The 9793-nt window shown below is 70.1% G+C and carries 10 protein-coding genes; 6 read left to right on the top strand and 4 right to left on the bottom strand.

The annotated features are described in order from the left end of the window. Positions 1 to 545: 545 nt before the first annotated feature. Positions 546 to 1238: an alpha/beta hydrolase gene (locus MKK68_RS01235; protein WP_244027864.1), complete on the top strand. Its 693-nt coding sequence runs from the start codon at positions 546 to 548 to the stop codon at positions 1236 to 1238. A gap of 12 nt (positions 1239 to 1250) precedes the next feature. On the opposite strand, the gene MKK68_RS01230 is transcribed toward MKK68_RS01235, so the two are convergent. The 3 genes from MKK68_RS01230 to MKK68_RS01220 form a co-directional block, all read right to left on the bottom strand. After that, on the bottom strand, positions 1251 to 2441 hold the full coding sequence (locus MKK68_RS01230) for an HPP family protein (RefSeq protein WP_244027851.1): 1191 nt from the start codon (positions 2439 to 2441) through the stop codon (positions 1251 to 1253). Positions 2442 to 2733: 292 nt separating this feature from the next. Next, complete coding sequence (frc, locus tag MKK68_RS01225; RefSeq protein WP_244027849.1) at positions 2734 to 3984, bottom strand: formyl-CoA transferase; 1251 nt, start codon at positions 3982 to 3984, stop codon at positions 2734 to 2736. Between the two features lie 204 nt (positions 3985 to 4188). Then, positions 4189 to 4608, bottom strand: coding sequence for a PAS domain-containing protein (locus tag MKK68_RS01220; RefSeq protein ID WP_244027839.1), 420 nt, complete (start codon positions 4606 to 4608; stop codon positions 4189 to 4191). A gap of 377 nt (positions 4609 to 4985) precedes the next feature. On the opposite strand from MKK68_RS01220, the gene MKK68_RS01215 reads away from it, so the two are divergent. Both MKK68_RS01215 and MKK68_RS01210 read left to right on the top strand, forming a co-directional pair. Further along, positions 4986 to 5429: an OsmC family protein gene (locus MKK68_RS01215; RefSeq protein ID WP_244027837.1), complete on the top strand. Its 444-nt coding sequence runs from the start codon at positions 4986 to 4988 to the stop codon at positions 5427 to 5429. A 50-nt stretch (positions 5430 to 5479) separates the two neighbouring features. Continuing rightward, a complete protein-coding gene (locus MKK68_RS01210; RefSeq protein WP_244027835.1) occupies positions 5480 to 5854 on the top strand; it encodes a YybH family protein in 375 nt (124 codons plus the stop codon). Here the strand turns inward: MKK68_RS01210 and MKK68_RS01205 are convergent. Further along, positions 5842 to 6852 carry an NAD-dependent epimerase gene (locus MKK68_RS01205; protein WP_244027833.1) on the bottom strand — a complete coding sequence of 337 codons (1011 nt, stop codon included), beginning with the start codon at positions 6850 to 6852 and terminating at the stop codon, positions 5842 to 5844. The genes MKK68_RS01210 and MKK68_RS01205 overlap by 13 nt on opposite strands. A 353-nt stretch (positions 6853 to 7205) precedes the next feature. Here MKK68_RS01205 and MKK68_RS01200 point away from each other — a divergent pair, with 353 nt between their 5' ends. The 3 genes from MKK68_RS01200 (at position 7206) to MKK68_RS01190 (ending at position 9762) form a co-directional block, all read left to right on the top strand. Then, positions 7206 to 7463 (top strand): hypothetical protein, encoded by a 258-nt coding sequence (locus MKK68_RS01200; RefSeq protein ID WP_147726234.1) that lies wholly within the window; start codon positions 7206 to 7208, stop codon positions 7461 to 7463. A gap of 337 nt (positions 7464 to 7800) precedes the next feature. Then, a complete protein-coding gene (locus MKK68_RS01195; protein WP_244027831.1) occupies positions 7801 to 8007 on the top strand; it encodes a hypothetical protein in 207 nt (68 codons plus the stop codon). A 78-nt stretch (positions 8008 to 8085) separates the two neighbouring features. Beyond that, positions 8086 to 9762 (top strand): methyl-accepting chemotaxis protein, encoded by a 1677-nt coding sequence (locus MKK68_RS01190; RefSeq protein ID WP_244027829.1) that lies wholly within the window; start codon positions 8086 to 8088, stop codon positions 9760 to 9762. Positions 9763 to 9793 lie beyond the last annotated feature (31 nt).

Genomic DNA, 9793 nt, shown 5'->3' with positions numbered 1-9793 from the left:
CCTCAACCCGCAGAGCACCGTGAAGCGGAAGTGAGGCGAACAGATCGGGGCTCGTAACCCGTCGACCGACGCCGACCCCGTCATTCCGGCCTCGGATGCGCACCCCCCGACTGACGGGCTCGGCGTCGATCGACGGGTTCTTCGGCTAGCACACGATGATCGACCCTCGCCTCATCGGCCGGATCGCCTTCCCGCACCCGCTGCCGCAGCGGCCACCGCTGGCGCCGTGTCGGCACGCGCTTGGGCGGTCTGTGGAGCGGGGCGCGCGTCTGCAGTGTCCGGGTGGGCGCTGCCCGGAGCGGTAAAGCGGGCGATTGGGTCGCGGCGGGCGACCCTTATCAACGCGGTCATCGCCCCGGGCGCCGGCACGGAGAGCGGCAACATCGGCAGCCTCAACCCGCAGCGCACCGTGAAGCGAAAGTGAGGCCAACAGATCGGGGCTCGTAACCCGTCGATCGACGCCGAGCACGTCAGTCCGGGCTCAGCTTCGCAGCCCCGGAATGACGGGCTCGGCGTCGATCGACGGGTTCTTCGGCGAGAACACGATGATCGACCCTCGCCTCATCGGCCGGATCGCCTTCGCGCACCGGCTGCCGACGCGGCCGCCGCTGGCGCCGGGGCGGCACGCGCTTGGGCTGTTTGCGGAGCGGGACGCGATCCTGCAGGTGCCGCGTGGCATCGACCCGCGCAGGCCGACGCCGCTCGTGGTGCTGTTTCACGGCGGCGGGGGCAGCGCGGAGAAGATCCTGCCGATGCTGGAGGCGCATGCGGAGACGCGCCGCTTCCTGCTGCTGGCGCCGCAATCGCTGTTCCCGACCTGGGACCTGGTCATCGCCGGCCACGGGCCCGACCGCGAGCGCCTCGAAGCCGCGCTCGCCGAGGTCGGTTCGCGGTTCCTGCTCGATCCGCCGCGGCTGGCCTTCGCGGGGCATTCGGACGGCGGCAGCTACGCCCTCTCGTCGGGCCTGACCAACGGCGACGTCGTCACCCACGTCATCGCCTCGTCCGCCGGCTTCCTCAGCGTGCAGGTCCAGGCCGGCGCGCCGCGGGTCTTCGTCTCGCACGGCAGCCGTGACGCGCAGATCGCGGTCGGCCATGGCGGCCGCAGCCACGCCGCCCAGCTGGAGCGGGCCGGCTACGACGTCACCTACGTCGAGTACGACGGCCCCCACGCCTACGATCCGGCCGTGGTCGCGCAGGCGGTGGCGTTCTTCCTCGGCGAGCCGAGCCCGCCCTGACGTCGCGGCGGATCAGGCCGGCGCGACGGCGAGTTCGCGAGGCGCCGGCGCGTCGGCCCTCGGCCGTTCCGCGTCGGTGAGCAGCGCCGCCACGAGGTCGCCCTGCGAGACGATCCCGACGAGGCGGTCGTCCGGCCCGACCACCGGCAGGTGATGCAGGCCGAGGCCCGACATCTGCAGAACCACCTCGCCGATCGGGCTTTCCGGCCGCAGGGTGACGACCGGGCTGGTCATGATGTCCTCGACGCATCCGTGGGGGGCACGCCCGCGCGATGCGGTCAGGCGCAGGCGGCGCCCGAGCCCGAGTCGCGGGCCGCGCTGGTCCCAGGCCGCCTTGTCGAGGAGGTCGGTCTGCGTGACGATGCCGACCACGCGGGCGCTCTCGTCGGTGACGGGCAGGACCTTGATGTGGTGGCGTCGGAGCAGGGCGAGGGCGTCCATCAGCGGGGCGCCGGGCGCGATGGCGACGACGTCGCGGGTCATGATCGCGGCGCAGTCGGTCTGCCCCGAGCGCCGGCGGTAGGAGCGGATCTGCGCCTGGCGCAGGATCGCCTCGAGGTCGCTCCGGCCGACGTCGAGGAGCTGGTCGAAGTCCTCGAGCGCCGCGTCGAGGTCGGCGGAGGTGAAGCCGAGCGGTGCGGTGGCGGGCTCGGCGCCGATCCGGCCGGGCGAGGCGGCGACCGCGTGATGCGGATAGGGCCGGCCCGTCAGGTTGTTGAACACGAGCGCCGAGGCCAGCAGCAGCAGCGAGTTCGCGCCGACCGGCCAGAGCACGAAGCCGTAGCCGAGGTCGTGGATCGCCGGGCCGCCGAGGACCGCGGTGAGCGCGACCGCGCCGCTCGGCGGGTGGACGCAGCGCAGCGCCATCATCAGGCCGACAGTGCCGGCGATGGCCAGCGCCGCCGCGGCGACCGGATCGGGCACGAAGGTCGCGACGCTGACGCCGACCAGGGCCGCGACGAGGTTGCCGCCCACGATCGACCAGGGCTGCGCCAGAGGGCTCGCCGGCACGGCGAACAGGAGCACCGCCGAGGCGCCCATCGGTGCGATCAGGAAGGGCAGGGCGGTGGTCGGTCCCAGCGCCCAAGCGCCGAGCACCCCGGTGACGAGGATGCCGAGCATCGCGCCGAGGGCCGACCGGATGCGCTCGCGGACGCTGAGCGGCGTCGCGGCCGGAACGAACCGGCGCCACAGGGCCTGCATGGATCCGAGCCTTTGCATGTTTCAGCGCCGCGCCACGCCTACACCCACCGAGGCCGTCGTCTTCGCACGGCCGACGGGACGAGGCACGGGTCCCTTCTCCCATGGGGAGAAGGACAGGATGAGTGGCGTGAGCTTTCGAAGAGGTCACGCCCCTCACCCCAACCCTCTCCCCTTGGGAGAGGGGGCCGTCTGGTGCTTCGCGCGACCCATCCAGTCGTTCTCACGCGAAAACGGCGGAAGCCGCCCCCGCATCCTGTGGGACCGGAAGCGGCTTTGCAGAGCGTCGGACCGCTCAGACCGCGCGGGCCTGATGCAGCTCCTCGATCTGCTGCTGGGTGTAGCCGAGGTCGACCAGCACCTCGTCGGTGTGCTCGCCGAGCAGCGGCGAGGACTTGATCTCGACCGTCATGTCCGAGAACTTGATCGGGCTTCCGACCGTCAGGTACGAGCCGAGATGCGGATGCGGCACCTCGACGACCGTGCCGCTGGCGCGCAAGGACGGATCGACCGAGATCTCCTTCATCGACATCACCGGGGCGCAGGGGATGTCGAACTTGCGCAGGATGTCGACCGCCTCGAACTTGGTCTTGTCGGCAAGCCACTCCTCGATCGTTCCGAAGATGTCCATGATCTTGTCCTGGCGGGCGGATGCGGTCTTGTAGGCCGGATCGTCGATCCACTCCTCCCTGCCGATCGCCCGGCAGATCGGGGCCCAGGCATGGCCCTGGATCGTGAAGTAGATGTAGGCGTTCGGGTCGGTCTCCCAGCCCTTGCACTTGAGCACCCATCCGGGCTGGCCGCCGCCGCCGGCATTGCCGCCGCGCGGCACCACGTCCGTGAACGTGCCGTGCGGGTATTGCGGATACTCCTCGAGGTAGCCGAGCGCATCGAGCCGCTGCTGGTCGCGCAGCTTCACGCGGCAGAGGTTCAGCACCGAATCCTGCATCGACACGGCGACCTTCTGGCCCTTGCCGGTCTTGTTCTTCTGGTGGAGCGCGGTGAGGATGCCGATGGCGAGGTGCATGCCGGTGTTGGAATCGCCGAGCGCCGCCGCGCTGACCGTCGGCGGCCCATCCCAGAACCCGGTGGTCGAGGCGGCGCCGCCGGCGCACTGGGCGACGTTCTCGTAGACCTTGAGGTCCTCGTAGTGGTGGCCGTCGGAGAAGCCCTTCACCGAGGCGACGATCATGCCCGGGTTGAGCTCGTTGATCCGCGGCCAGGAGAAGCCCATCCGGTCGAGGGCGCCGGGGCCGAAATTCTCGACGAGCACGTCGGATTCGGCGATCAGCTTCTCCAGCACCTGCTTGCCCTCGGGCGTCTTGGTGTCGAGGGTCAGCGAGCGCTTGTTGGAGTTCAGCATCGTGAAGTAGAGCGCATCCGCGCCCTCGACGTGCCGCAGCTGGTTGCGGGTGACGTCGCCGGAGCCGGGGCGCTCGACCTTGATCACGTCGGCGCCGAACCAGGCCAGCAGCTGCGTGCAGGCCGGCCCGGCCTGGACGTGGGTGAAGTCGATGATCTTGATCCCCTCGAGTGGCTTGCTCATCGTCGGCTTTTCCTCTCTTGCGTGGATGGGTGGCGACGCCGACCCTCGATCGGTGCCGCGTTCGGCGAGCGGAGACCGGGCTCTTCTGCGGAGCCTCGATCCGCGGTCACGTTGCTTTCGGCCGGATGCCGTCTTGCTTGCGAAATCCGGCCTTGATCTCGAGGACGTCGGCTGTTCCCGGCGGCGGACCGCCGAACGCCGTCGTCAGGCTTCCAGCTCGGCGAGGCGGCGCCGCATCGCGCGCTCCGCGTTCCAGCGTTCCGTCTCGTCGCGGATCACGGCGGTGATGCCGGTGACGTTCTCGTCAGCGTCGAACAGCATGCTGACCGTGAAGGCGATCGACAGGGCGCGGCCGTCCTTGTGCAGGGCCGGCACCCGCAGCACCTCGGCGCCGTAGCGGGTGACGCCGGTGCGCATGGTCTTGCGGTAGCCCTCCCAGTGCCGGTGCCGGTGGCGATCGGGGGTGATCAGGTCGAGCGATCGCCCGAGCGCCTCCTCCGGCGTGAACCCGAAGATGCGCTCGGCGGCGGCGTTCCACACCACGATCGCCCCCTCGGGATCCGAGACCACGATCGCGTCGCCGGCATTCGAGACCAGTTGTTCGAAGTCGATCGCCTGGGACATGGAGGACGCTCATCAATCCTGGACCCGTCGTCCACCGCCGATCGTCGATCCGCGAGGGTCGTCGTCGGTCGCGCGGGCCGCGGAGCACGCGACGACGCGGACCCTGATCGGGATCGAGGTCAGCGGTCGGGAATTCGGCCGGGCATGGAAGCTCTCCCTGCGGCGGAGCCGGGCCACGCTCGCAATCGCCGAGACGATCCGTCGAGGGCTCGATTCCTTATTTGGTATTTGGTATGCCAGAGCAGAAATCGCGTCAAGGCACGCGATGCCCGCGCCGCCTCGCTTCGGTTTCAAATCGCGGATCTGTCAGCCGACCGGGCTCGAACCACGGAACGCCGGTGCCGATCGCAACATTCGGCAGCACAGGGAGCAATGCGATGACGCCGGCGCCGAGCATCACGATCAGCCAGGTCGGCGATTACGTCTTCACGGTGGATTTCGGCAAAGCATTGCCGGCCTTGCGCGTGGACGAGGCGGAGCCGATCGGCGGCGGGACCGGCCCCCATCCGGAACAGCTGCTGATCGCCGGCGTGGCGAACTGCCTGTGCGCCAGCCTGGTCTTCGCGCTGGGGAAGTTCCGCCAGGACGGCAAGGGCGTGTCCGCGGAAGCCACCTGCCGGATCGCGCGCAACGAGGCCGACCGCCTTCGGATCGTCGGCATCGACGTGCGGATCGCGCTCGGCGCCGCAGCCGCCGACATGCCGCGGATCGACCGGGTGCTCAACCAGTTCCAGCGGTTCTGCACGGTGTCGGAGAGCGTGAAGCTCGGCATTCCCATCGCCGTCTCGGTGCACGACGGCACCGGCACGGCGTTGACCTGACGGCGGCCCCGCGAAGCGGGAGCGCGGTGCCTACCACGAGAGGAGATGCGATGTCGGACATGCACAGGGCGGGCGCCGAGGCGCCGGAGGCGTTGGCCCGCCTGTTCAACCAGCGCGCCAATGCCGGCGACGTCGAGGGGCTCGTCGCACTCTACGAGCCCGATGCGGTGCTCGCCGCGGGCCGCGTCGTCGCCACCGGGCACGCGGAGATCCGCGCCTTCTACGCCGACCTGCTGTCCCGCCGCTCGGACTTCCCGGCCGCGGACGTGCTGCCGCCGCTGCGCAACGGGCCGATCGCGATGACGTTCGCGCGGCTGCCCAACGGCACGATCTCCGCGGAGACCGCGCGCGAGCAGGCGGACGGGACCTGGCGCTGGGTGATCGACCAGCTGAAGATCAAGCCGTCCGAAGGTCAGGCCCGGTAATACGCGCGATACCAGCGCACGAACCGCTCGACGCCGGCCTCGATCGGGGTCGACGGCGCGAAGCCGACGGCGGCGGAGAGGTCGTCCACGTCGGCGAAGGTCGCCGGCACGTCGCCGGCCTGCATCGGCAGCATCCGCCGGACCGCCTTCACGCCGAGGCAGCCTTCCAGCACGTCGATCAGGTGGAGCAGCTGCACCGGCTGGTTGTTGCCGATATTGTAGAGCCGGTAGGGCGCGGCGCTCGTGCCCGGGTCGGGGCGTGCACCGTCCCAGCCCGGGTTCGGCGCGGCGATGCGCTCGCCGATCCGCAACACCCCGTCGACCACGTCGTCGACGTAGGTGAAGTCGCGCTGCATCAGCCCGTTGTTGAACACCGAGATCGGCTCGCCTGCGAGGATCGCCCGGGTGAACAGGAACAACGCCATGTCGGGCCGGTACCAGGGGCCGTAGACCGTGAAGAAGCGCAGGCCCGTGGTCGGCAGACCGTAGAGATGGCTGTAGGAATGGGCGAACAGCTCGTTCGCCTTCTTGGTCGCCGCGTACAGGCTGACCGGGTGGTCGACGTTGTCGTGGACCGAGAACGGCATCTTGGTGAGCGCGCCGTAGACCGAGCTCGACGAGGCGTAGACGAGGTGCGCGCAGCCGTGATGGCGGCAACCTTCGAGGATGTTCAGGAATCCGTCTACGTTGCTGCGCGCGTAGGCGCGCGGGTTCTCGAGCGAGTAGCGCACGCCCGCCTGCGCCGCGAGGTGGACCACGAGCCGGAAGCGGTGCTCGGCGAACAGCGCATCGACGGCATCGGCCTCGGCGATGTCGAGCTTCAGGAAGCGGAAGTTCGGATGGGCCTCGAGCCGTGCGAGCCGCGCCTGCTTCAGGCCGACGTCGTAATAGGCGTTGAGGTTGTCGATGCCGATCACCGGCCGGCCGGCCGCGAGGTAGCGCTCGGCGACGTGGTACCCGATGAACCCGGCCGCCCCGGTGATCAGTACCGGATCCATGAGCGTCCCCCTTCGTGCGGCCGCATCCGCGGTCCGAAGCTGCGCCTCCCTAGACCATTTCCAGCGCTTGGTGGATGCCGTCGCGGAACGGGATCGATGTCGCGTCCGACGCGGGGAGCCGCGCCGGCGGCGGCCTGCGCGGAGCGCGTCCGCACGGGGGTGGAATACCGAGTTCGATCACCAACCGTGAGTAGAGCGAGCCGATCGGATCGTCGCGCCCGCGGAAACGCTTCCCGGCGGAGGAACCCCGACGCGACGGCGACGGTTCACCAGCGTACGCCGATGCTGAATCGGGCAGCGGCGCCGTTCGAGGCGGGGGCTCCGCCTTCGCAGACGACCCAAGGACTTCCCCAATGAAGAAACTGTTCCTGATCGCCGCGTCGCTGACGCTCATGTCCGCGACCGCCTTCGCCCAGGGGAACTCCCCCTACAACTCGTCCGGCTCCCAGGCCGGCGGCCCGCGCGGCGGCATGGAGCGCGCGATGGGTGCGCCGGGCGGCACGCCGGAGATGGGCTCGTCGATGCGCCCCGGCATGCGTCCGATGGCGCGTCCGATGATGCGCCACCAGCGCCGCCACCGCATGATGCATCACCGTCGCCACCGCATGTGATCGGTTCGACGTTCGCGCGAAAGGCCGCCCGAGAGGGCGGCCTTTTTCGTTTCCGGGATCGCTTTCCGGCCGGCATCGACCGGACGTCGGCCGAAAAAGTCACGGGGCGGCGAGCGCCGGGCGCTGGTCGGCGCAGATGCCCCCAGCCCTTGTGTAACCCCATCGCCTGGTGCGCCTCCCGGTCGGCCGCGCTTCGGTGCCTGGCAACGGCCGCGCAGAGGCAGCCACCCACGGCCGCGAAGGTGATGATCAGCGTCGTGAACGGCTTGTCAGGGGGCGCCCATGCCGCGGTCTCGGCGTCGGTCACGACGCGGCGGGCATTCTCCGCGACGTCGCGATGGACGCCGCGATCGGGAAAGGCGTCGCCCTGCAGGCCCTGCATCTGACGACGCCGGTGTCGCCCGATCCGGCGTCGAATTCCACCGACGCGTGGTGTCGGGCAGAGGCGCGATCGGTCCCCATCCCCGATCGCCGGCCGGCTTTCGAACGCGCATGCACGGAACCGGGCTTCGCTTTCGCGACGCCGCGGATTCGCACATCCTAGGTTCGAATTCACCTCCTCTTAACCGGATGCGGACATCACTCCTACGGATAGGGATCCGTCTTCGTGCCGCGGTGAATCATGAGCTTGTCGATCGGTACGAAGATCCACGCGATCACGGTGATCTGCGTGCTGGGGCTAATCAGCCTCATCGCCCTCTCGGTCATCGAACTCCGCGACGAGGTGACGAACAGCCGGGCGGTCAAGACGCAGCAGCTGGTTGAGGTCGCCGCCGGCGTGCTCGAGCATTTCGAGGGGGAGGCGCGGTCCGGCCGGATGACCGAAGCGGCCGCCAGGCGGTCGGCGCTCGAGGGCGTACGGAACCTGCGATACGGCGCGAACGAATACTTCTACATCATCGACGACCAGGTGCGGATGGTGATGCATCCGATCAAGCCGGCTCTCGACGGCACGGATCTCGCCGCGCTGAAGGATCCGGTGGGCAAGGCCCTGTTCGTCGAGATGGCCGACGTGGCACGGAGACGGGGGGCCGGCTTCGTGTCCTACATGTGGCCGAAACCCGGGGCCGAGCAGCCCGTCGACAAGATCTCGTTCGTGAAGCGCTTCGAGCCGTGGGGCTGGATCATCGGCTCGGGCGTCTACGCCGACGACACGCTGGCCCACCTCAAGGCCCTCGTGATCAAGCTGTCGCTCGGCCTCGGCGGCATCGCGCTGCTGGTCGGCAGCGCCGCCTTCCTCATCGGGCGGCAGGTCACCCGCCCGATCTACGGGCTCACCGACACGATGAGCCGGCTCGCCCGCGGCGCGACCGCCGTGGACATTCCGGGGATCGCGCGCCGCGACGAGATCGGCGAGATGGCCCGGGCGGTCGACGTCTTCCGCCAGAACGGGATCGAGCGCCTCGCCCTGGAAGCCCAGAAGGTCGCGGAGCAATCCGCCCGGCAGCGCCGGGCCGACCGGGTCGACCAGCTCGTGGTCGATTTCGACCGGACGATCGCGGGCGCGATCGGCATCGTCACCTCGGCCGCCACCGAGCTTGACGCGACCGCCCGCTCGATGACCCAGGTGGCCGACGCCACCAGCAACCAGGCCCTGGCATCCAGTGCGGCGGCGGCGGAGACCTCGGCGAACGTCCAGACGGTCGCCGCCGCAGCCGAGGAGATGGTCGCCTCGCTTCGGGAGATCGAGCGCCAGGTGCAGGAATCGAACGCGGTCGCCGCCACCGCATCCCGCGAGGCGCGCGCCACTGACGCCGCGATGGCGACGCTGTCGGAGGCGGCGGAGCGGATCGGCGAGGCCGTGGCCACCATCACCGCGATCGCCGGGCAGACCAACCTGCTGGCCTTGAACGCCACGATCGAGGCGGCGCGGGCCGGGGAGGCGGGCCGCGGCTTCGCGGTGGTCGCCGCCGAGGTCAAGGGGCTGGCCGGCCAGACCGCGCGGGCGACGGACGAGATCGGCGGCCAGATCCTGGCGATCCAGAACGCCAGCAGCCAGGCGGCCGCGACCATCCGGCAGGTCGGGCAGACCATCGTGTCGGTCAACGCGATCACCGGCACCATCGCGTCGACCGTCGTCGAGCAGACGGCCGCGACCGACGAGATCTCCCGCAACGCCGTCGAGGCGGCGCACGGGACGCAGGACGTCTCGCGGAACGTGGCGCAGGTGCTGGCCTCGGCCGGGGAGACCGGGACCGCCGCCCAGCAGGTGACGATGGCGGCCAACGAGCTGGCCACGCAATCGGTGAACGTGCAGCGCGAGGTCGAGGCGTTCCTGTCGGCCATCCGCGCGGCCTGATCGACGGCGATCGATCGGATCGGACGCAGGG

The organism is Methylobacterium sp. E-016 (assembly GCF_022829745.1).
In the GTDB taxonomy this organism is placed as follows: Bacteria; Pseudomonadota; Alphaproteobacteria; order Rhizobiales; family Beijerinckiaceae; genus Methylobacterium.
This window is presented reverse-complemented; position numbering and strand designations above follow the sequence as displayed.

What these genes read in the sequence shown, in the direction of transcription:
- MKK68_RS01190 (WP_244027829.1), top strand. Translation starts at nt 8,086, where the DNA reads ATGAGCTTGTCGATCGGTACGAAGATCCACGCGATCACGGTGATCTGC.
- MKK68_RS01235 (WP_244027864.1), top strand. Translation starts at nt 546, where the DNA reads ATGATCGACCCTCGCCTCATCGGCCGGATCGCCTTCGCGCACCGGCTG.
- frc (WP_244027849.1), bottom strand. Translation starts at nt 3,984, where the DNA reads ATGAGCAAGCCACTCGAGGGGATCAAGATCATCGACTTCACCCACGTC.
- MKK68_RS01230 (WP_244027851.1), bottom strand. Translation starts at nt 2,441, where the DNA reads ATGCAGGCCCTGTGGCGCCGGTTCGTTCCGGCCGCGACGCCGCTCAGC.
- MKK68_RS01215 (WP_244027837.1), top strand. Translation starts at nt 4,986, where the DNA reads ATGACGCCGGCGCCGAGCATCACGATCAGCCAGGTCGGCGATTACGTC.
- MKK68_RS01205 (WP_244027833.1), bottom strand. Translation starts at nt 6,852, where the DNA reads ATGGATCCGGTACTGATCACCGGGGCGGCCGGGTTCATCGGGTACCAC.
- MKK68_RS01220 (WP_244027839.1), bottom strand. Translation starts at nt 4,608, where the DNA reads ATGTCCCAGGCGATCGACTTCGAACAACTGGTCTCGAATGCCGGCGAC.
- MKK68_RS01200 (WP_147726234.1), top strand. Translation starts at nt 7,206, where the DNA reads ATGAAGAAACTGTTCCTGATCGCCGCGTCGCTGACGCTCATGTCCGCG.
- MKK68_RS01195 (WP_244027831.1), top strand. Translation starts at nt 7,801, where the DNA reads ATGGACGCCGCGATCGGGAAAGGCGTCGCCCTGCAGGCCCTGCATCTG.
- MKK68_RS01210 (WP_244027835.1), top strand. Translation starts at nt 5,480, where the DNA reads ATGTCGGACATGCACAGGGCGGGCGCCGAGGCGCCGGAGGCGTTGGCC.